This window comes from Marinobacter litoralis (assembly GCF_016427555.1).
GTDB classification, from domain to species: domain Bacteria; phylum Pseudomonadota; class Gammaproteobacteria; order Pseudomonadales; family Oleiphilaceae; genus Marinobacter; species Marinobacter litoralis_A.
Genome location: NZ_JAELVS010000007.1, coordinates 21,127 through 41,494, shown reverse-complemented (window position 1 = coordinate 41,494; position 20,368 = coordinate 21,127). Strand labels below are relative to the sequence as shown.

Sequence of the window (20,368 nt, the reverse complement as noted above, 5' to 3'; positions counted from 1 at the left end):
TTCCAAGCCTCTCAGAACAAGTGATAGCGCTGCGCTAACGGTACTTCCGAAAGCGGTGCACAGGTCAGCAACACACCATCGGCGTGTACTTCGTAGGTTTGGGGGTCTACCGTCAGTTTCGGGCAGGCTTCGTTCAGTTTCATGTCGTTTTTCCGCACCTGTCGGACGTTTTTCACCGCCACCAGCGGGCTCTTCAGGCCCAGTTTTTCTTCCAGACCGGTATTCATGGCCGCTTGGCTGACAAACGTCATTCTCGTCGCTGCGGCGGCGCGACCGTAGGCGCCAAACATGCGGCGGTAATGCACCGGCTGTGGCGTGGAAATGGAGCCGTTAGGATCGCCCATGGCCGCTCCCGCGATCATTCCGCCCTTAACTACGAGCTCCGGTTTGACCCCAAAGAACGCGGGCCGCCACAGCACCAGATCAGCCAGCTTACCGATCTCGATCGAGCCGACTTCGTGGCCAACTCCGTGGGTGATCGCCGGGTTGATGGTGTACTTGGCGACATAGCGCTTCGCCCGGAAGTTATCCGCGCCCCGCTCTTGATCTTCAGGCAGCAACCCTCGCTGCACACGCATCTTATGAGCGGTCTGCCAGGTACGGCACACCACTTCTCCAATTCGACCCATGGCCTGGGAGTCCGAGGAGATCATCGAAATCACCCCCATGTCGTGCAAGATGTCTTCGGCGGCGATGGTTTCGCGGCGAATGCGAGAGTCTGCAAAGGCCACATCTTCCGGAATGTTGGGATCCAAGTGGTGGCACACCATCAACATGTCCAGATGCTCATCAACCGTGTTGATGGTGTAGGGCCGCGTCGGATTGGTGGACGACGGCAACACATTGGGCAACGCGCAAGCGGTGATGATATCGGGTGCGTGGCCGCCACCGGCGCCTTCGGTGTGATAAGTGTGAATACACCGATCCTTAAAGGCCGCCAAAGTATCTTCCACAAAGCCGGATTCATTCAGGCTGTCGGCATGAATGGCGATCTGGATGTCATAACGGTCGGCCACATCCAGCGCGTTGCTGATGGACGCCGGCGCGGCGCCCCAGTCTTCGTGAATTTTCAGACTCATGGCGCCAGCCTTGACCTGCTGTTCCAGCGCTTCCGGCTGACTGCAACTGCCTTTGCCGAGAAAACCAATGTTGATCGGCAAATCGTCCACGGCCTGCATCATCTTGCCAATATGCCAAGGTCCTGGAGTATGCGTGGTCGCGGTGGAGCCGGTCGCCGGACCTGTGCCGCCGCCAATCATAGTAGTCAGACCACTCATCAGCGCCTCGTCGACTTGCTGAGGGCAGATGTAGTGCACGTGCGTGTCGACGCCGCCAGCAGTCAAAATTCGGTTTTCTCCGGCGATAATTTCGGTACCGGCTCCAATCACAATATCTACATCGGGCTGGGTATCCGGATTACCAGCCTTGCCTATCGCGGCAATGCGACCACTTTTAAGGCCAACATCGGCTTTTACGATGCCCCACCAGTCCAAAATGATGACGTTGGTGATCACAGTATCCATTACAGCATCGTCGCAACGCTGGCTCTGGCCCATGCCATCCCGAATGACCTTGCCGCCACCAAACATGACCTCTTCACCGTAGTGGGTGTGGTCGTGTTCGATTTCGATCCACAATTCTGTATCGCCCAATCGAATGCGGTCACCGGTTGTCGGGCCGTACATATCTGAATAGGCTTGTCGGGAAATCTTCATGGGCGCGCTCCCCCTTTATCGTTCTGATCCAATGCCCCCATCACCTCTCCCCGGAAACCGTATATGCGGCGCAGACCGGAATACGGGATCAAAGGCACTTTTCGGGTTTGGCCCGGTTCAAACCGAATCGCCGTACCTGCGGCAATCGCAAGGCGATGGCCGTAAGCCTGCTCTCGATCAAAACGAAGCGCCGGATTCGTCTCGGCGAAATGATAGTGAGAGCCTACCTGCACAGGCCGGTCGCCCGTATTGGCAACCTCGACACTGATTATTGAATCGGCGCGGTCCACGCACAGTTCGATATCGCCGCTTTGGAGTTGATATTCCCCTGGAATCATGACGAGCCTCCTTAAACAATCGGATTGTGAACGGTGACCAGCTTGGTTCCGTCTGGAAAGGTTGCCTCGACTTGCACGTCTTGAATCATCTCGGGCACACCATCCATGACATCGTCACGGGTTAGAATTTCCCGGCCGGCACTCATCATATCCGCCACGGTCCGGCCCTCTCGGGCTCCCTCCATAATCGCGCAGCTAATCAACGCGACCGATTCGGGATAATTCAATTTGAGCCCTTTCGCCTTTCGGCGTTCAGCCAGCAACCCGGCGGTAAACAGCAGTAACTTATCTTTATCTCTGGGTGTTAATTCCATCGCTAACTCCATCGTCATCGATGTTTTGTTATGAAACCTGTGCGTGTAATCAACACAGGCGGTGGGTCGTCGCCAAAGCCAGCGCTCTGGCGCAAACGTGTCAGGTAAGCCAAATTCGCGGAATTGTGGCCTCGTGCCCGGTCAGGCGTGGGCGCAGAACAGCTCGCGCTTGCAGGAAGAGGTCCCAGGCTTCGTTTCGTTCCATGCCAAGGTAACGAAGCAGCAATACACCGCGACGGAAGGTAACTGCCCAGCGTTCGTTTGCCGGCAGGTATTCGCGCAAAGCAGACACTGCCTCAGCGGGATCGGCCAATCCTATCGCCCAGAAGGTCGCGTGTACGGTGGCTCCGCCCTGCCCCCATTTACCGACGAACCGGCGGTGGTTTGGATCTAACGATTGGCGCTCGATCCACAAGGGCCGCCCGCCCTGGGATACGTGAAAACGCTGTTCCAGATGTCCGGTTGTGAAAGGTAAGTCGCTCGCCGGCCTGCCAAGGCCAAGAATTTCCCACCCCAGGCACTTGGCGTTGTCTTCCAGCTCGATCAGAAAGGTTTGCTCACCGCGAGATCCGTCAAAGGCAAGTGTTTCCTGGGGTAACCACTCCAGGGTGGCTTGGCTTGCAACTTTCAGGTGAGTGGTCTGGGTCCAGGCAACACCATTGCTGTCAGCCCGGTAAAGTTTGTTGGCGGCTGGCGTCGTCAGCAGGGCATGTGCACCTGCGGCTACCGTAACGTCAATGTTGAGAGCATCGCCGCTGACCAGTCCGCCGGGCGGATGCAAGAGGTAAACATGGCAGCATCCATCGCGACCTTCAGGGTAAAACGGCCGCTGAACACGAAGGGGGCCGTAATGGTGAGATTTATTCATTCTGGTGATACTGCGATCACCGTCCGAGTAGGCACCAAAACCCAAAGTCAGAGAGGCTGCCCAATGGCGATTTGCATCAAAACGATGCCCGGAATCCGAGGCTGCCCGTTGTTGAACAGGCATAAAGGGTAGAGTCGTCATGCGATCGTGTACCTTTGTAATAGCCCAGCGCAGCATCTTCCGCGGATTCCACAGCAGACTTTCCTGACAGACAGGGCTATATGCTGAAGACAGCAGAAAGATCTCGAACGTCCACGCGCACGGGTACGGTCAGATTGACGGAATCGGCTTGTCAGCCGCCGTTGGCGATCAGCTTGCAGGTATTGCTTGAGATGAAAAAATGCAAACTGATGCGAAATATCAGATAAACAGAATCAGGGCGGAGACGAACGTCTCTGGGTGTGTATGCCGACTTGAGGAACTCAAAGGCCTAAAAAGACTTTCACGAACCACCAGCTATGCCCTGACGCAATTATACTCTTGAGGAATTTTTATAGTCAACAAAATTATAAAAAAATTACCAAAATTTTTCGTTAGGTGGCCGGACAAACACCCCGCCACCTAACGGAACCTCACGCTGGCTCAAACTCCTGTACCGAAACAGGCTTATTCTCTTCGCGAGAGTAGCCCAAACGAAACTCGCCAGTCTCCTCATTAACGAGGTAAAACTCCAACAGCATGCGCTCTTCGGTGAGGTGAACCCACACAAAGCCCAGCTCATTCTCAGCCTGGTAATAGGTTGGGTTGCGCTCCGGGTCTTGGAATTTATCGGTTTTGCCGCCAGCGCCCGAAACCAGAATGTGCGCAGGCCCCATGCTGTCTACCGGCTTTATCCACTGCATCGAGTGATCGTGACCGGTGACCAACATATCCACCTTGTCGCTAAACGCCTCTTCGAGGAACAACTTATAGCGCTGACCATCCGCATCCGGATTAGTAAAGATCTGCCGCATTCCTTCATCCAGATTACCGGCATTACCATGCTTTCCGTTCGAAAGGTACGGCACATGACTCATCGCAATCTTCCAATGGGCCCGGCTTTCCTTAACCGACTCCTTCATCCATAACTGCTGCGGGTAGCCATAATTTTGCCAGTTGAACCGCTCATCGTAGTCGGTATAAAAGCTGGTCAACGGATTGGAATCCACCACAAACAGGTCGAGAAACGGCTTTTCCTGCGCAAGCTGCCCGAACGACTCCTTATAAAAACGTGCCGGCATGCGCCACTTTGTGGAATACCTCTTGTCACTGTAGTGGTAATCCACTTGGTAATCGCCACGCTGGTTATCGGAACCACCACCGAATATGGTGCTGGCACAATCGTGATTGCCCAGACACATGTAGAAAGGCACATCCAGATTCTGATACGGGTACTCAAAGCTCTCCAAGAATCCGTTGTCATCGACTGATGTGACGCCATCTTCGTAGATGTTATCTCCGGCACCGAGTACGAAATCACAACCTTGGGCTTCGATAATTTGCCGCATAGCCTCGGCCACGTGATACTGGCCGATATTGCCGGTACCCATATCCCCGATAGCAATAAAACTCAGCGACTCCGTTTTCGTTACCCCTTCGGAGGCAACAGGTGGTGCGTCCGTTCCGGGGCTCCCCTTTGGCGGATCGTTAGGCAAATCATCTCCACCATCGGAACCGCCTTGCCCTCCACATGCGGCCAAAGCGGTAACACTGGCTCCACCAATCAGCAGCTGGCGCAAAAAAGTGCGGCGATCATTACTCATGCCGTAGCCTCCTCTTGTACATTATTTTCTGGTGCTAACGGCGGCGCATTGCGCTTCGGCGCGCAGGGCACCCTGCTAGACTGAACGTGATTTTCACCACTGGCGGTATACCAACCCATCGCAAAATGCTCTTGGTTACTGGGCTCAGACACGGTTTCCAGATGGAACCAATCGGCCTGACACCGCTCTGGCGTGACATCAAGCACCATGTAGCCACGGTGGTAAAAATCGAGCCACTTGATGTGCGGGTTTGCCGGAATCAGATAAGCCTTCGCCAAGTCCGAGATTTCTTTCGAGGGCGCTCCAGGCGAGGTAACAGCCGGGGTAACGAACTCAACCGCTAATGAACCCTCGCCGGTGAACCGGTTATAGGCGAACCAGTTACCGGGATCGAGGCTTACATCCATCGCCCATGAGGAATGAATATCTCCCGTCAACACCACCGCATTATCCAGGCTCATCGCCTCGATACGCCCTAACAAAGCACGGCGACTGGCTTCATAGCCATCCCATTGGTCGTAGTTCACTTGCGCACCACCGCCCAAATCCAGATTGGGCATATCGGGCAAAGCGCCCAACGTTAGCGGAGACAACATCACTTGCTGGCCCAGCAAATGCCACTGGGCACCCCGGGTTTGAGAATGCTCCAACTGTTCGAACAACCACGTCTGCTGGTCATCGCCCAGCAGAGAGCGGTTTCGGTCACGGGCCGTGACCGGGGAATCGGTTTGCTGATCGCGGCCGATCAGACGGGTATCCAGCATCATCAGCGAAGCAAGCTGGCCAAACTCAAACGACCGGTAGATACGAACCTGCCGGTCCGGAAGCACCGGCCTTATCGGCATCCATTCGTAGTAGGCCTGCACCGCAGCCCGCTTACGATCTGCATAGCTGCCCTCGCCCTCATTATGGTTCTCGGCTCCTCCAGACCATGCGTCGTTCGTGATTTCATGATCATCCCACACGCAAATAAACGGGTGCTGGCGATGGCACTCCTGAAGATCCTCATCGGTGCGGTTTAACGCATATCGGCGCCGATAATCAGACAGGGTGATGATTTCGTGAGGAGGATCTAGCGGGCGAAGTTTTTCAACCTCGGGGTCGCCGTATTCACCTGGGGCGTATTCGTAGATGTAGTCGCCCAGGAACAGAACGGCGTCCAGGTCACGGCGAAATGCCACTTTGCGATACGCGTTAAAGAATCCGTACGCATAATTTGCGCAGGCCATGACAGCCAGACGCACATGCTCAACAGACTCATGAGCGTGTGCCGTTGTTTTGGTTCGCCCTATCGGCGAGAAGTAGCCCAACGACTCAAACTGATAGAACCAAGTAGTATCTGCTTCAGGAAGCATAGCGTCGATTTTGACGGTGTAGTCGGCTTGTGAGCGCGCATAACCAACGCCTTCGTACACGACATCATTAAGTTCAGGATCCCGGGAGACACGGACAATAACCGGTACTTCATCCAGCCCGTCAGCCGTAATCCGGGTCCACAAAATCACCTGTCGGGCCAAGGGATCGCCGCTTGCAACACCATGCTGAAACGGTGAAGGGCCACCCCATTCCGGCATCGCCGGCTTTACGAAGCCTTGCTCTCCAGTACCTTCTGAACTGCCACTATTACCGTTAGGAGACGCCGCAACAACATCCGTTCCGCCAGACCCTGCTCCGTTACAAGCAGACAAAGCCACCAACGATACGCCGGCAGCGCTGCTTTTCACCAAAAAGTCCCTACGCTTCATCAAATACTCCCGCGATGATTTCGATTGGTCGCAAGCATGACCTGAATATGTGTCAGCTTTATGACTCGAGCGGGGATAATGTGAACTTATGTCACGTTTTTAGAAATGGTAATAGAGACGAAGACAGAAGCCGATTAGGCCAATTGCGTCGAACAGTCACAACTGATGAAGCTACTCCCAGCTCGCCTGCGAATAACTGAACACCGGCAGCGATACACGCCAACGAATAGCGACCATGCGCATCAAAAGACCAACGCTGAAAGCGGCAAGCAATGTAATGTTCTCGCTCACACCTTCATGAACTAACAGCAAATAGAGTATCGCGACAACCAAGGAGACACTGGCATAGAGTTCATGGCACAAAACCTGAGGCGTACGATTGCACATTATGTCACGAATAATACCGCCGAAAATTCCCGTGGTAATTCCAGCCATCACGACAACAACGGTGTCATACCCCAACCCCAGTGCGACATTACAGCCGATCACCGTGAAGGCCACGAGACCAATGGCATCAAGAACGAGAAAAAGCTGGCTGAGATGGCGCATGAAACGCGCGATCACGACCGTCAAAAGACCGCCAGCAATGGTCATGTAGATATAGCGAGGATGCTGGGTCCAGGTCACCGGAAAGTTACCCAGAAGAATGTCCCGGACTGTGCCACCGCCCAAGGCAGTAAAAAAAGCAATCACAGCCACGCCGAACAGGTCCATGTTTCGTCGACCAGCAGCAAGAGCGCCGGACATAGCTTCAGCGGTAATGGCAATCATATAGATAGAGGTCAACATACAGGACTCCTGCATTTCTGTTGCCTCTCCCCCTGTCCCTGATACCTGAGAGTTTACAGAACCCGGTTCTGCTTGCCCCTTCGGTGGACTGCCACAGCAGCCTCTCTCCAGACGGCTTTGAATGGTGACCGCAGTACATGTGCCTGAGCGTTTATGGGAGGTTGCGCCTTCGGCGGGGCTGACAAGCCCGCTCTCCTGCGGAGCGCGGCATTATAAAGAGACACAGCCAAGGGGTCGAGCAATTCAGAAAGCAATCCGCTTTTTCGCTCAGGCTTCTTGAACTTGAAAACGAGCAATCAGGGTTCTTAATGATTCGGACTGTTCTCGTAGCTGCTCACTAACCGCCTTGGTGCTGCCAATATGCTGCTGCAGCGACTCGGAACTTTCACCCAGCGCAGTCGCTCGCCGTCCCACACGACCTATCTCATCACGCTGAACGGCAATCGCTTCATCAACCTCACTTGTAAAATGATTCAGCTCGTCAAAGGTCTTCTTGAGTGCCAGAAGATGATTTTTCAGAATCCCCAAGGTTTCCCGGTTGGAGTTACCCGCCTTACGGGTCGCGCCCAGTAACCCATGAGCGCCGTCAACCTGGCTAATCAACTCGCTAACCCATTGACGCACCTGAGTGGTGGATTCCCCCGTTCGGCGGGAAAGATTACGCACTTCATCTGCAACAACCGCGAAGCCCCTTCCCTGCTCCCCGGCACGAGCAGCCTCAATGGCAGCGTTCAAAGCCAGCAAGTTTGTCTGCTCGGCAATGTCAGCAATCACACCAATGACGTTCTCTATTTTTTCGCTGGATCCACGAAGCGCTTCGATGGCGCCTGCCACTCGGTTAATCACCTCAACGGCGTGTTCAGCGGCCTGCTCACTCTCCCGCAGCAGAGCCTGAACATCCTGATTGCCCTTGACGGCATCCGTAACCTGAGCCCGGGAAAACTCGGCGGAGCGCTCAATCTGACCAGCACTCTCCGTGATAGCGCTCATAGATGACACCACATCATGGATTTGCCGGTTGTTATGCTCTGAAGCCGCCTGAACGTCATCAGCCTGCGCATCCAGATTGCCAGAACGCTGCTGCAGGGCGGCGGCGGCAGCGGCAACATCCTCTACAAACACGGAGAATTTGGCTATTAACCCGTTGATAGCCTGCGCAACGGCCGTTACCTCGTCGCGCCCGGAAATTGGAAGTGGCCTGGAAAGGTCTGACGTTGCCTCCATGATCCTGAGGCGCTCCACGATCAACTGAAGCCTCGTGGTTACCGTCCGGCGGAGCCAATAGGTGAGAAGCAAAGCGCCAAGCAAAACAAAGAACGAACCGGCGAGTATCAAATACTGTTTCTGTTCGAGAAACTCGATCAAGGATACTGACCCTGCATGCGCCTGCTGACGACCCACCGAGCGTTGGGTATTTATGTCTGCCAGCATAGGATCAATCGCTTTGTGCAGTTGAAAATCGACAACTTTACCGGCGGAATAGTAGCTCTTCTCATCAATAGGTTGTTTCAGCGCCACAAGAAGATCCAGAACCACCTGATGTGCCGCCATGTTCTCCTCTGCCCAACTCTGCAAGCGGGGGTTATTAAGCGCAGACTGCCATTGAGATCTTATAGCGCCGGAAGTTTCCTCGAACTGTTCGTTGATCTCGTTCCACAATAAAAGCTGAGCCTTTATCTTATAAGCAAGGTCTTTGAGCTGACGATGACTACGATCAAGATCCGTCAGCAACCACACATCCGACATCTGCTCCCGAACCAAACGGTCCGTTGCCTTTTGAGCGTCCCCCACCACTGACACAGAAAGCCATGCCAGCCCAGAAAGCGCAATCAAACAAAATCCGGAAAACACCACCAACCGCTGACGGACCGTAAGACTCATATCGCGAACTGCCTTTCGAAATGTTCTTGACGAGCCTAGAGAGCAATGATGACAGTTTTGCTACAAAGCACCGGAATTAAGCCAGACCTAGGGTTGCCATACTGAGCAACAAAAAGACTCAAACCCACTCAGGCGAAGGATATGCGGCAATCTACGATTGGGCATGACTCAGAACGCCTCTGCGGCCAGGTATTCCTGCTGAATCTGCAGGGTGACGAGCACAGAGGAATTTCGAGACGCAGAAAGCAAAAAAGGCAGACCAGTAAGTTACTGATCTGCCTTTCTTTTATATGGTAGCGGGGGCTGGATTCGAACCAACGACCTTCGGGTTATGAGCCCGACGAGCTACCAGACTGCTCCACCCCGCATCAAACTGGTTGTTTTATTTCGGGGTTAACCCCGATCAACGTGGCGCAAATAGTACAGATAACTATCTGACGCGTCAACCAATATCTTCAAACAAATCGGTTGGGTAATTCAAAACGTCATCCCCACTGCCCTGCTGCTGGTACAAACCTACCGTTTCAATTGCCACCTGTACCGGCTTGAATGACCGCCGGTGTTCCGGAGTTGCACCCAATCGCATCAAAGCTTCCTGATGAACCGGTGTCGGGTACCCTTTGTGCTTGGCAAAACCGAAACCGGGGTATTTTTCCTCCAGCTCGTCCATTTCCCGATCACGGGTAACCTTCGCGATGATTGACGCCGCGCTGATCGCCTCTACCCGGCCGTCGCCTTTGACCACGGGCTCGGATGGCCAGTTCCACTTGGGGCAACGGTTCCCGTCCACCAAGACGTATTCCGGCTTGGTCGTCAAACCGTCTACGGCTCGCTGCATGGCCAGCATTGTGGCCTGGTATATGTTTAACCGATCAATTTCTTCGGGTTCGCAGCGGCCAAGACTCCACGCGGCGGCCTTCTCGAGAATTTCGTCGTAGAGCGCTACCCGCTTTTTTTCGGTTAACTTTTTAGAATCGGCCAAACCTGCGATGGGCCTTTCAGGATCGAGAATAACGGCCGCGGTAACAACAGCACCAACCAATGGCCCCCGTCCGACTTCATCAACACCCGCCAAAAGCTTTCCTTGATAGGCACACTCGAATGGCGGAAGTTCTTTGGCAGGCATCAGCGTTTGCTCTCGATTAGCTCCGATACCGCAGCTGCGGCGCGTTCATCGGCATCTTGTTTCAGGGCAACGTGCAGTTCGGTAAACGCCTCTTTCAGGCGGGCACGTCCAGCCTGATCTTCTAGCCGTTCGAGCACTGCCGCACCCAGTGCTTCAGGTGTCGCATTATCCTGCAGCAGCTCCGGCACCAGTTCTTTATTGGCGAGCAGGTTTGGCAAGGCGACCCAAGGCACTTTGACCAGACGCGACAACAATTTAAAGCTGAAGTTACTCAGCCGATATCCCACCACCATTGGCTTTTTCAGCAGCATGGCTTCCAACGTGGCCGTTCCGGATGCCAGCATCACTACGTCACTGGCAGCCATTACCTCACGAGAACGACCGCGCACCAAAGTCACCGGGAGTTTCACCTCAAGTGATTCCACTAGCGCTTCAATTTGTCTCTCGCGGTCACGATTCACGCAAGGAATGACCAACTGGATATCTGGGCGACGCCCTTGCAGCCAACGGGATGCTTCCAAAAACAAGGAGCCCAAGCGCTCGACTTCCCCACCGCGACTGCCGGGCAATACCGCAAGAACCGGTTTATCCGCATTCAGGCCGAGCGCTTCTCGAGCCGCCAAGGTGTCCGGTTCCATCGGCACCCGGTCAGCGAGTGGATGGCCGACAAAGGCCACGGGTACGTTGTGCTCTTCGTAAAAGCGGGCTTCGAAGGGTAGCAGCGTCAGCATCAAGTCGATCGACTTGGCGATTTTGAAGATTCGTTTTTGGCGCCATGCCCAAACAGATGGGCTGACATAATGCACCGAAGGAATACCCGCTTCGCGGCATCTGCGCTCGATAGTAATCGTGAAATCAGGAGAATCGATGCCTATCACAACATCAGGAGGGGTTGTGAAGAAGTAATCGAGAAGACGGGCGCGGATGCTGAACAACTCTCGGATGCGCCCCAACACTTCCACGAGCCCCATCACAGAAAGCCTCTCCATGGGAACCAGGGAATGGAACCCTTCGGCAATCATCTCGTCACCACCAATGCCGACAAAGCGGGCGTTGGGGTAGCGTAAGCGAAGCGACCGAATGAGGCCGGCACCGAGAATATCCCCGGATGCCTCACCCGCGATAATCGCAATGGTTACTTTACGAAAGCTGACTGGCTCAACCTGAACATCTGCCACCGACAGGCTCCTGTCGACTTAGCGGATGATGCCGCGGTCCGATCCCCGGAGCGAGGCAATCAGAGGCTTCATCACGGGGTTGTCAGCGTAGCTTTGCTCTAGCTCGGCCAACGCTTGCTCGCTGGTTAAGCCCTGACGGTAGATAACTTTGTAGGCTCGCCGTAACGCCAACAAGTCTTCTTTGCTGAAACCACGGCGCTTCAGGCCTTCCACATTCATGCCGTGGGGCTGAGCGGATTGGCCACTGGCCATAACATAGGCAGGAATATCTTTAAGTACGATACTGCCACCGGCCGCCATACTGTGCGCACCGATGTGACAGAATTGATGAACCATCGTGCCACCGCCTAGAATAGCAAAGTCACCAACCGTGACATGGCCAGCCAAGGTCGCGCAGTTCGCCAGAATGGTGCCATTACCAACCACACAGTCGTGCGCAACGTGAACATACGCCATCAACAGATTATCACTACCGATGCGGGTTTCGCCGCGATCCTGAGTGGTGCCTCGATGAATAGTGCAGTTCTCGCGAATGGTGTTGTTGTCACCAATAACGAGTGTAGTGGGCTCACCCGCGTACTTTTTGTCCTGACATTCTTCTCCAACGCTGGAGAACTGGAATATACGATTATTTTTGCCAATAACCGTTGGACCTTTTACAACAACATGGGAAAGAATCTCGGTGTTATCACCGATTTCCACATCCGGGCCAATATAACTCCAAGGACCTACGGTTACGTTAGCCCCCAGCTTGGCTGATGGGTCCACAATCGCTTGAGGATGGACACCCGACCAGTCATTTGTCGCCATCAAACTTCTCTCTCAGCGGTTAATATTTCTGCCACACACACAACGTCGCCATCGACCAACGCGCGGCAATTAAACTTCCACAGGCCGCGCTTGGCAGAAACAAGCTCGGACTCGAGTTCCAAGCGATCGCCAGGGCGCACAGGACGCTTAAAACGAGCTTTATCGGAACCAGCCAAATATTGTATCACGCCGTCTGACGGTTTCCGCCCCACAGTCACAAATCCGAGAATGCCAGAAAGCTGGGCCATGGCTTCAATGATCAGTACACCCGGCATGATCGGGTTATCCGGAAAATGTCCGGTAAAGAACGGCTCGTTAAACGAGACGTTCTTATAGCCTTTGATCGAAACACTCTTTTCGACGTCGGTTACCCGATCAACCAGCATAAACGGGTATCTATGGGGCAAATATTCCAGGATTTCTTCGATGTTCATCGTCATGACCGGCCTCAGCCCTTAAATTTCTTTTCGAGTTCTTTAATTCGTCGCGCCAGGCCGTCTAGCTGCCTGAAACGAACCGCATTTTTTCGCCACTGCCGGTTTTTATCTGCTGGCAGGCCGGAAGAATACACGCCCGGTTCCGAGATATCATTGGTGACCATACTCATGCCGGTCAGGTGGACACCATCTGCCACTTCCAGGTGCCCGGCTACGGCAGAAGCACCACCAAACACACAGTATTTACCAATGCTTGTGCTGCCGGCTATAGCCGTCAACGCTGCCATGGCCGTGTGATCGCCAATCTGGACGTTGTGGGCTACCTGAATAAGATTGTCGAGCTTTACCCCATCACCTATGACGGTCGGCTCCAACGCTCCCCGGTCAATCGTCGTATTGGCGCCTACTTCAACGTCATCACCCAAAACCACACCTCCCAACTGGGCAATGCGATGCCACTGGCCCTTCTCGTTGGCAAATCCGAAGCCTGCGCTTCCGATCACGGCACCGCTCAGAATATTGCAGCGTTGGCCAAGTTGAACATCGTGAGCAAGCGTTACCCGCGGGCTCAAAATCGAGCAATCGCCAATGCGAGAACGTGCTCCCACTACAGAGCCCGCGCCAACAACCACCTGTTCACCAATCTGAACATCGGCCTCAACGACGGCGTGAGGCCCAATGCTGGCAGTAGCGGCAATCGTCGCGCTCGGGTCAATGAACGCTGTGGCGTGAATACCGGCTGGAGCCACGGGGGTGCGGTCAAACCAATGACTCAGGCGAGCATAGCCCAGGTATGGGTTGTCCATAATCAAGACATTGGTCTGGGCTTGATCGGCCGTTGCCGGGGACACAATAACGGCACCGGCCTTAGTGTCTTTCAGGTACTTTCCGTAGGAAGGATTTGCCAGAAAGCTGATCTGGCCTGGACCTGCCGCTTGCAGGGTTGCCATACCAGATACCCGGGCGTCGGGATCTCCCCGCAGGCTGGCCCCCAACGCATCAGCAATTTCCTGAAGACGGTAGGATGTTTCTGCCATTTTAATCTCCAAATACCTGGACCGGGGAGGTCCTGTGTTATTAACGGTTCAGCTTTTCAAGCAACTGGGGCGTCAAATTCATTTCCGGCTTCACATAAACAACCGCTTCGCTTGGCAGGATCAAATCAAGACCGTGCTCTTCCAATAGCTCTTTAACCGCTGCATCCACTTCTGGGCGCGCGCCTTCGAGGAACTGCTGCTTACGCTGGGCTACCGTGGAATCAAGTCTCTGTTTGAGGAAATTAAATTCCTGAACCTTTTCCTGAAACTCTGTGGCCAGCTTGGTGCGCTCGCTTTCATTCATCATCGCACCGTCTTTTTCCAGACGGTCTTTCAGTTTACGGGCGGCTTCCTGGGCTTCGCGAACCTTGTTTTCATCGGCAGCGAAATCCTTCTGCAGCTTTTCACTGAACGCCTGCGCGTCGTTCGAAGAAAACAGCGCCTGGCGTAGATCTACCACGCCCACACGAGTATCTGCCGCAGCATGAAAAGAGAAGGCCAGCAATAGCGAACCAAGAACGGCTGTAATACGCTTCATCAAAACTCTCCTTTATTTCCTGTTTTCGTTTTTATATTACGTGTCAGAACGTTTGCCCCAGCGAGAACTGGAACACCTGAGTATCGTCACCACTCTTATCATTCAGCGGCTTCGCCAGACTGAACGCGAGCGGACCAACGGCGGTAATCCACTGGAAGCTCACACCCGCCGAAGTACGCACTTCGGTCAGTTCCGGGTCGAAACCACGGTCAGTGTCAAAGACCTGCCCCGCATCCAGGAAGAACGACGTACGCATGCTTCGGGAATCTCCGGCAAACGGGGTCGGGAAGATCAGCTCAAGGCCAGCTTCCGTTAACAGGTTGCCGCCGAAGGGGTCCGGATCGGAGAAGTCGTTTGGCTGATTTGTCGCTTTATTACCCAGAGAATTGGCACGGTAACCTCGGACCGAACCGTAGCCGCCTGAGTAGAAATGCTCGAAGAACGGCATTTGTGAACGATCGCCATAACCATCACCAAACCCGACCTCTGTTCGGGCCCGCACAATCCATCGCTGACTATCGACCAGCGGGAAATAAAAATCCGTGCGGTGACTCGCTTTATAGAACGTCAGATCGCTCACCGGCACGGCTACGTCCAACGACAAGGAATGACTGTAGCCATTGGTCGGAAGCACACCACGGTTCAAGGTACTGCGGCGCCAGCTACCAAACAGGAAGTAGTTAGTGAAGGAATCGCCTTCGTCTTCAATAAAAGTTCTGACTTCCTCAGAAGAGAAGACGCCTTTCTTGATATCTGATCGGGTAACACCCACACCAAAGTTCAGACGGGTAATGGAATCGGTCGGGTAACCAAACGTCATCCGCGCACCGTACTCATCCAGCAGGTAGGATGAAATATCCTCTTCTTGGTAATCCGTCTCTCGAGCGAACACGCTGAAGCCGCGGCTTACTCCGTCCACGGTGTAATACGGATCCATGTAGGACACGTTCGCACTCTTGACGGAATCGCTGAAGTTCACCCCGAACGATACCCGCTTGCCGCTGCCGAAGAAGTTATTCTCGGAAACCGACGCCCCAAGAATCACGCCAGAGTTCTGCGAAAAGCCTACCGAAGCAGACAAGCTTCCTGTCGGCTGTTCTTGTACGCTGTAATTCACGTCTACCAGATCATCGGACCCGGGAACCGGCACCGTTTCCACATCAACCGTCTTGAAGAAGCCCATGCGCTCAAGGCGGGTTTTGGAGAATTCGATCCGGTCGGAAGAGGCGACGCCGCCTTCCATCTGAGTCATTTCCTGGCGCAGCACTTCGTCTTTTGTAGACACGTTGCCGTCGAAATTCACACGGCGCACGTAGGCACGTTTGCCCGGCTCAATATAGAAAGTCACCTTGGCGGTGTGATCGTCGTTAGGCTCCGGAACTGCGTTTACACTGGCGAACGCATAACCTTCCCGACCGAGGCGGAACGAAAGGGCTTCGGAAATCGCCGTCATCTGAGCGCGCGAGAAGACATCGCCTTCTTTCACCGGAATAAACTTGCGCAGTTCTTCCTCTTCAAGAATCAGGTTACCGCGAAGCTGGATGTCGGAGATGGTGTACTGCGGGCCTTCGTTGAGAGCCATCGCAATGAAGACCTGCTGTTTGTCCGGCGAGATCGACACCTGGCTGGACTCAACATTGAAATCCAGATAACCGCGGTCAAGGTAAAACGACCGCAAGGTTTCCAGATCGCCGCTGAGTTTTTCACGAGCGTACTTGTCGCTATTGGTGAGCGAGTTCCACCAACTGCTGCTGCGAAGCTCGAAAAGATCCGTCAAAGTCTCATCATCGAACTCGCGGTTGCCGACGATGTTGATATGTTGAATAGCGGCTACCGAACCTTCATTGATATCCAGCCGGATGGCGACACGGTTACGCGGCAGCTCTTCTGCTGTTGCCTTCACGCGAGCATTGTAGCGCCCCTGCGCAATATACGAACGCAGAATCTCAAGCTCCAGGCGCTCTAGGGTGGCCCGGCGAAAAACCTGCCCTTCATCCAGGCCCGCACCAGCCAGGGCATCCTTTAGCATATCGGTTTCGATGTTCTTGTTGCCTTCGATTTCGATCGACGAAATGGAAGGCCGTTCACGTACCGTTAAAATCAATACGCCAGCGTCGCGGCTGACTTCGATATCGGTAAACAAACCGGTACGAAACAGATCTTTTATGGCGGCCGCCAGACGTGCTTCGTCAATTTGCTCGCCCATATTGATCGGAAACGCGGAAAACACAGAGCCCGCAGAAACCCGCTGCAGGCCTTCCACCTCAATGTCCGCAACCGTGAATTCGTCCGCCAACGCTGGCTTCATACCGGTTGCGGTAATCGCGAGGCCAACAGCTACAGCTAGAAGAGAACGTCTCATTCAGTTATATCGCCTGGTTAATGTGCGGTAAGGAGCCCGCAATTCTCACAACCGCATCAGGTCGTTGTAAAGAGCAAACACCATTAAAGTCAGGATCAAAGCCATACCAATTCGTAACCCTAGCTCTTGAGCCTGTTCCGATAGGGGTTTACGGCGAATCGCCTCGATCGTGTAATACACGATGTGGCCACCATCCAGCACCGGTATCGGCAGCAAGTTCAAAACCCCCAGACTTACACTGAGGTAGGCCAGAAAGCGAACGAAATCTTCAAACCCCGAACTGACACTGGCTTCCGCAACCCGGGCAATGGTAATCGGTCCGCTAAGGTTCGTTGGCGACAAGAGCCCCGTTACCATCTTTTTGATGGCAACCAGAGTTAACCGGGTATCCGCCCAGGTTTCGTGAATGGCATTCGGAATCGCAGCCAAAGGTCCAAACTGCACTTCCCGGAGCGCTTCGTCAGGCCATGAAATGGCCTCGGCGCCCGCACCCACAAAGCCAATCACCTGCCCCTCGTCGAGCGTGCGCGCGCCCGGCGTAACCGCCAGCTCAAGGCGAGCACTGTTGCGCTCGATCGACAATACAAGTGGCTGTTCTGGCGCCCCGCGAATATATTCAACCAACTCAAACCAGTCCTGAACCGGCTCGCCGTTTACTGCCAATACTCGGTCGCCCACTTGCAGCCCGGCCGCTTGAGCTCGCCCGTCCTCAACAATCTGCCCTAGCACCGCCGGCACGTCCGGGCGCCAGGGCGTCAAACCAAACTCCGCCAATGGGTTCGGCGCATCGTCGCTCAACGCCCAACCGCCTAACGGCCCTGAGACAACCCCCCGGGAACCGTTCTCGGTGATTTCCAGAGACACCTGCCCGTGCTCCCCGGCACGCTCCAACAGGCGCATATTGACATCACGCCAGGACGTTACCCGGTGCCCGTCCACCGAGTGAATCTCCATGCCTTCCTGCAACCCCACACGCTCAGCGGTGCTGCCAGCAGCCACATCACCAACAATAGGGGCGACCGTCGTTACCCCCACCACACTGATTAGCCAATAGGCCAGAATGGCAAACAAAAAATTGGCTATCGGGCCGGCAGCAGCGATGGCAATGCGCTGAGAAGGCGGCTTGGACGTAAACGCCTGATCCCGAAGTTCTTCCGGTACCGGGCCTTCCCGTTCATCCAGCATTTTAACGTAGCCACCCAGCGGGATGGCTGCAATGGCGTATTCAGTACCGTTCCGGTCGTACCAAGAGAAAATCGGTTTACCGAAACCCACCGAGAATCGAAGAACTTTCACGCCGAAACGACGAGCCACCCAGAAATGCCCGTACTCGTGCAGGGTAACCAGGATGCCCAGAGTCAACGCTAAGGCCAATACGCTTTGAATAATCTGCATAGGTCTACCGGTGTTAGTCGGGGCTATAGCTTAACGAAACGCCGAGGCAACATCAGGCCGACAACAAGTCAATCTGGTTGCTGGCCTGCTTACGGGCTTCGGCATCTTTCGCGAAAATGGTGTCGAAGCTATCGGCATCCACCACTTCAGTAGCCGCCAGCGTTCGCTCTATGATAACGGGGATATCGGTAAAGGACAGCTTACCTTCAAGAAATGCCGCGACCGCGATTTCGTTCGCAGCATTGAGAACAGCCGGTGCCGTTCCGCCAGTTGCGAAGGCATCGGCCGCCAAACGCAAACACGGGAAACGTTGCACGTCCGGGCGTTCAAAGTGAAACTTTCCGATCGCGAACAAATCAAGCGGAGCTACGCCCGCTGCTATACGCTCTGGCCAGGCCATACCGTTGGCAATGGGGGTGCGCATATCGGGGCTCCCCATCTGAGCCAGAACCGACCCGTCGGCATATTCCACCATCGAATGAATAATGCTTTCCGGATGTACATGTACTTCGACATGGTCCGGGGTGGTGTTAAACAGCCAGCAGGCTTCGATAAGTTCCAGCCCTTTGTTCATCAATGTGGCCGAATCAACCGAGATCTTTTGGCCCATTGACCAGTTCGGGTGCGCACAGGCTTGTGCCGGTGTCACCGAATTCAGGGATTCAGCTGTAAAGGTACGGAAAGGGCCACCGGAAGCGGTCAGCAGAATCCGAGTAATGCCTGCCGCAACGGGGTTGCGCACTTTGTCGGCGGGCATGCATTGAAAGATAGCGTTGTGCTCGGAATCAATTGGCAATAGCTCCGCGCCTGATTCGGCCACTGCGTCCATAAACAGCTTTCCGGACATCACTAATGCTTCTTTGTTGGCCAGTAACACCCGTTTTCCGGCACGAACGGCGGCGAGTGTTGGCGCAAGCCCTGCCGCACCAACAATGGCGGCCATCACCGTATCCGCCGCTTCCGCCTCAGCGACCTGACACAAACCCTGTTCACCGTTAAGAACGGTCGTTTCTGGCTGGTCTGCGAGCAGGCTTTCAAGCTTGCGGGCGGCGCCAACATCGGCCATGACTGCAAAAGCGGGTTTGAATTCCCGACACAAGGTGGCCAACTCTTGCGCTTTGGTTCCGGCGGTCAACGCCCACACAGAAAAGCGTTCGGGGTGCCTGCGAACAACGTCGAGAGTGCTTAAACCAATGGAGCCCGTCGCCCCCAGAACGGTAACGCTGCGCCGGGTCATACAGATACGCTGGCCGCGCTCAGCCAACCAAGCAAGGTAACGATTAACGCGAAAATCGGGATGGCGGCAGTGAGACTATCAATCCGGTCCATAATGCCGCCATGCCCGGGCAACAATTGACTACTGTCCTTGATGCCACGGAAACGCTTGAGCATGCTTTCAAGCAAATCACCCAACACCGACACGAAGCCGGTAAACAAGCTGGCGATGAGCAGCAATAGGGTCTCGTGCATACTGGCTTTGGCAATGTAACTGGCCACCAGTGCCAATACACCAACCGCAACCAAACCGCCCCAGACACCCGCCCAGGACTTTCCGGGACTAACCCGAGGGGCCAACTTAGCCTTGCCAAACGCCCGGCCGGCGAAATACGCACCGATGTCTGCGACCCAAACCATCAGGAAGATATAAAGAATCACCAACAGACTGTTGGTCAAAGCACCAAATTCCAGAACGCCCGTGCGCAAATGATTCAAACCGACCCATGCAGGCAAAAGCACCAACAACCCCATCAGCGCCCTGACCGGCGTTGAACCCCAACTGTCAGAGCCTCCCGGGTAACGGCTGACCAAACCAAAGCAAATCAGCCACCAAGCAAACGCCAATGACAAAACCGCCACTGCGGGCACGTTGAGCTGAGCGATCAAGGCCATCAGAATGGCAACGCCGACAGCGTATGACACGCGACCACCCTGCCCTTCAATACCCGACATGTTTGCCCACTCCCAGGCCCCAAGAGCGATGATGGCACCGGTAAACAGGGAAAACCCAAACGCGGGCAAAAAGAAGATGCCGCCGATCGCAATCGGGGCAAGGATAAGAGCAGTAATAATTCGAGTTTTGAGCACGGTAATAA

18 protein-coding genes, 1 tRNA gene and 2 riboswitches are annotated in these 20,368 nt (G+C 54.6%); all 19 genes read right to left on the bottom strand.

Annotated features, from left to right (window positions below; genetic code table 11):
• Positions 1-11 precede the first annotated feature (11 nt).
• The gene (ureC, locus tag JAO79_RS15050) at positions 12-1,715 is read right to left on the bottom strand and encodes an urease subunit alpha (protein ID WP_199008047.1); all 1,704 of its coding nucleotides are present in this window, start codon (positions 1,713-1,715) and stop codon (positions 12-14) included.
• On the bottom strand, positions 1,712-2,053 hold the full coding sequence (locus JAO79_RS15045; protein WP_199008046.1) for an urease subunit beta: 342 nt from the start codon (positions 2,051-2,053) through the stop codon (positions 1,712-1,714). Before JAO79_RS15045 ends, ureC begins: the two co-directional genes overlap by 4 nt.
• Before the next feature lie 11 nt (positions 2,054-2,064).
• On the bottom strand, positions 2,065-2,367 hold the full coding sequence (gene ureA / locus JAO79_RS15040; RefSeq protein WP_114333983.1) for an urease subunit gamma: 303 nt from the start codon (positions 2,365-2,367) through the stop codon (positions 2,065-2,067).
• A gap of 100 nt (positions 2,368-2,467) precedes the next feature.
• Positions 2,468-3,376: an urease accessory protein UreD gene (locus tag JAO79_RS15035; protein ID WP_227664712.1), complete on the bottom strand. Its 909-nt coding sequence runs from the start codon at positions 3,374-3,376 to the stop codon at positions 2,468-2,470.
• 431 nt (positions 3,377-3,807) lie between these two features.
• The gene (locus JAO79_RS15030; RefSeq protein WP_199008045.1) at positions 3,808-4,977 is read right to left on the bottom strand and encodes a metallophosphoesterase; all 1,170 of its coding nucleotides are present in this window, start codon (positions 4,975-4,977) and stop codon (positions 3,808-3,810) included.
• Positions 4,974-6,722: an alkaline phosphatase D family protein gene (locus tag JAO79_RS15025; RefSeq protein WP_199008044.1), complete on the bottom strand. Its 1,749-nt coding sequence runs from the start codon at positions 6,720-6,722 to the stop codon at positions 4,974-4,976. The genes JAO79_RS15030 and JAO79_RS15025 overlap by 4 nt, the downstream gene beginning before the upstream one ends.
• A gap of 171 nt (positions 6,723-6,893) precedes the next feature.
• Positions 6,894-7,511, bottom strand: coding sequence for a trimeric intracellular cation channel family protein (locus tag JAO79_RS15020; RefSeq protein ID WP_199008043.1), 618 nt, complete (start codon positions 7,509-7,511; stop codon positions 6,894-6,896).
• Positions 7,512-7,533: 22 nt separating this feature from the next.
• Positions 7,534-7,632: riboswitch (glycine riboswitch) on the bottom strand.
• A riboswitch (glycine riboswitch) is annotated at positions 7,633-7,719 on the bottom strand. It lies immediately after the preceding riboswitch.
• A 59-nt stretch (positions 7,720-7,778) separates the two neighbouring features.
• The gene (locus JAO79_RS15015; protein WP_199008042.1) at positions 7,779-9,392 is read right to left on the bottom strand and encodes a methyl-accepting chemotaxis protein; all 1,614 of its coding nucleotides are present in this window, start codon (positions 9,390-9,392) and stop codon (positions 7,779-7,781) included.
• Between the two features lie 291 nt (positions 9,393-9,683).
• Positions 9,684-9,760, bottom strand: a tRNA-Met gene (locus JAO79_RS15010).
• A 74-nt stretch (positions 9,761-9,834) separates the two neighbouring features.
• Entirely contained in the window at positions 9,835-10,518 is a 684-nt protein-coding gene (rnhB, locus tag JAO79_RS15005) for a ribonuclease HII (protein WP_199008041.1), read from the bottom strand.
• Positions 10,518-11,696 carry a lipid-A-disaccharide synthase gene (lpxB, locus tag JAO79_RS15000; RefSeq protein WP_199008040.1) on the bottom strand — a complete coding sequence of 393 codons (1,179 nt, stop codon included), beginning with the start codon at positions 11,694-11,696 and terminating at the stop codon, positions 10,518-10,520. Before lpxB ends, rnhB begins: the two co-directional genes overlap by 1 nt.
• A gap of 18 nt (positions 11,697-11,714) precedes the next feature.
• On the bottom strand, positions 11,715-12,506 hold the full coding sequence (gene lpxA / locus JAO79_RS14995) for an acyl-ACP--UDP-N-acetylglucosamine O-acyltransferase (RefSeq protein ID WP_199008039.1): 792 nt from the start codon (positions 12,504-12,506) through the stop codon (positions 11,715-11,717).
• A complete protein-coding gene (gene fabZ, locus JAO79_RS14990) occupies positions 12,506-12,940 on the bottom strand; it encodes a 3-hydroxyacyl-ACP dehydratase FabZ (protein ID WP_199008115.1) in 435 nt (144 codons plus the stop codon). The genes lpxA and fabZ overlap by 1 nt, the downstream gene beginning before the upstream one ends.
• 14 nt (positions 12,941-12,954) lie before the next feature.
• Positions 12,955-13,980: a UDP-3-O-(3-hydroxymyristoyl)glucosamine N-acyltransferase gene (gene lpxD, locus JAO79_RS14985; protein ID WP_199008038.1), complete on the bottom strand. Its 1,026-nt coding sequence runs from the start codon at positions 13,978-13,980 to the stop codon at positions 12,955-12,957.
• A gap of 40 nt (positions 13,981-14,020) precedes the next feature.
• Complete coding sequence (locus tag JAO79_RS14980) at positions 14,021-14,518, bottom strand: OmpH family outer membrane protein (RefSeq protein WP_199008037.1); 498 nt, start codon at positions 14,516-14,518, stop codon at positions 14,021-14,023.
• A gap of 43 nt (positions 14,519-14,561) precedes the next feature.
• Complete coding sequence (gene bamA / locus JAO79_RS14975) at positions 14,562-16,880, bottom strand: outer membrane protein assembly factor BamA (RefSeq protein ID WP_199008036.1); 2,319 nt, start codon at positions 16,878-16,880, stop codon at positions 14,562-14,564.
• A 45-nt stretch (positions 16,881-16,925) separates the two neighbouring features.
• Entirely contained in the window at positions 16,926-18,275 is a 1,350-nt protein-coding gene (gene rseP / locus JAO79_RS14970) for an RIP metalloprotease RseP (RefSeq protein WP_199008035.1), read from the bottom strand.
• A 52-nt stretch (positions 18,276-18,327) separates the two neighbouring features.
• Positions 18,328-19,512: a 1-deoxy-D-xylulose-5-phosphate reductoisomerase gene (gene ispC / locus JAO79_RS14965; RefSeq protein ID WP_199008034.1), complete on the bottom strand. Its 1,185-nt coding sequence runs from the start codon at positions 19,510-19,512 to the stop codon at positions 18,328-18,330.
• On the bottom strand, positions 19,509-20,360 hold the full coding sequence (locus JAO79_RS14960; RefSeq protein ID WP_199008114.1) for a phosphatidate cytidylyltransferase: 852 nt from the start codon (positions 20,358-20,360) through the stop codon (positions 19,509-19,511). Before JAO79_RS14960 ends, ispC begins: the two co-directional genes overlap by 4 nt.
• Positions 20,361-20,368: the final 8 nt, after the last annotated feature.

What these genes read in the sequence shown, in the direction of transcription:
- ureC (WP_199008047.1), bottom strand. Translation starts at nt 1,715, where the DNA reads ATGAAGATTTCCCGACAAGCCTATTCAGATATGTACGGCCCGACAACC.
- JAO79_RS15045 (WP_199008046.1), bottom strand. Translation starts at nt 2,053, where the DNA reads ATGATTCCAGGGGAATATCAACTCCAAAGCGGCGATATCGAACTGTGC.
- ureA (WP_114333983.1), bottom strand. Translation starts at nt 2,367, where the DNA reads ATGGAATTAACACCCAGAGATAAAGATAAGTTACTGCTGTTTACCGCC.
- JAO79_RS15035 (WP_227664712.1), bottom strand. Translation starts at nt 3,376, where the DNA reads ATGACGACTCTACCCTTTATGCCTGTTCAACAACGGGCAGCCTCGGAT.
- JAO79_RS15030 (WP_199008045.1), bottom strand. Translation starts at nt 4,977, where the DNA reads ATGAGTAATGATCGCCGCACTTTTTTGCGCCAGCTGCTGATTGGTGGA.
- JAO79_RS15025 (WP_199008044.1), bottom strand. Translation starts at nt 6,722, where the DNA reads ATGAAGCGTAGGGACTTTTTGGTGAAAAGCAGCGCTGCCGGCGTATCG.
- JAO79_RS15020 (WP_199008043.1), bottom strand. Translation starts at nt 7,511, where the DNA reads ATGTTGACCTCTATCTATATGATTGCCATTACCGCTGAAGCTATGTCC.
- JAO79_RS15015 (WP_199008042.1), bottom strand. Translation starts at nt 9,392, where the DNA reads ATGAGTCTTACGGTCCGTCAGCGGTTGGTGGTGTTTTCCGGATTTTGT.
- rnhB (WP_199008041.1), bottom strand. Translation starts at nt 10,518, where the DNA reads ATGCCTGCCAAAGAACTTCCGCCATTCGAGTGTGCCTATCAAGGAAAG.
- lpxA (WP_199008039.1), bottom strand. Translation starts at nt 12,506, where the DNA reads ATGGCGACAAATGACTGGTCGGGTGTCCATCCTCAAGCGATTGTGGAC.
- fabZ (WP_199008115.1), bottom strand. Translation starts at nt 12,940, where the DNA reads ATGAACATCGAAGAAATCCTGGAATATTTGCCCCATAGATACCCGTTT.
- lpxD (WP_199008038.1), bottom strand. Translation starts at nt 13,980, where the DNA reads ATGGCAGAAACATCCTACCGTCTTCAGGAAATTGCTGATGCGTTGGGG.
- JAO79_RS14980 (WP_199008037.1), bottom strand. Translation starts at nt 14,518, where the DNA reads ATGAAGCGTATTACAGCCGTTCTTGGTTCGCTATTGCTGGCCTTCTCT.
- bamA (WP_199008036.1), bottom strand. Translation starts at nt 16,880, where the DNA reads ATGAGACGTTCTCTTCTAGCTGTAGCTGTTGGCCTCGCGATTACCGCA.
- rseP (WP_199008035.1), bottom strand. Translation starts at nt 18,275, where the DNA reads ATGCAGATTATTCAAAGCGTATTGGCCTTAGCGTTGACTCTGGGCATC.
- ispC (WP_199008034.1), bottom strand. Translation starts at nt 19,512, where the DNA reads ATGACCCGGCGCAGCGTTACCGTTCTGGGGGCGACGGGCTCCATTGGT.